Annotated in this window: 1 pseudogene; it reads left to right on the forward strand. The window is 45.3% G+C overall.

The features are described from left to right. Nucleotides 1-541: pseudogene (locus R7Z50_RS30490) on the forward strand (alpha-amylase family glycosyl hydrolase); the annotation flags it as partial.

The following is a 541-nucleotide window of genomic DNA, read 5'->3' on the forward strand; positions in this document are numbered from 1 at the left end:
ACGCGTAGGCGTTTTGGTGTACGCCGATGTGGTGTTTAACCACATGGCTAACGAAGCACATTTACGCCGTGATCTGCAATATCCTCGTCAGGACGTGTTAGATCAATACCGACAAGACGAACAGAAATACCAGTCTCTGAAGCTTTTCGGCGATTTATCCAAACCGCTATTTAGTGAAGAAGATTTTGTTGAAGCGTTTGGTATCAAAGACTGGAAAGATAAATGGCAGGTCCAAAATGGCCGAATTACAGGTGGGCCAACTGATCCTGGTTTACCAACCCTTCGCGTTTGTGAACATGTTGTCGAGCAGCAGCGAGCTTACCTAAAAGCATTGAAAGCGATAGGTGTGAAAGGCTTCCGTATTGATGCCGCGAAGCACATGACGCTTGAACACTTAAAACGCGTATGGACAGACGACATAACCCAAGATGTACATATTTTTGGGGAAATCATTACCGATGGCGGTGCAACAGAAGAAGAGTATCAACTGTTTCTTGAGCCGTATTTACAAGAAACCCGTTTAGGTGCGTATGATTTCCCG

Source organism: Vibrio sp. 1249-1, from assembly GCF_033340495.1.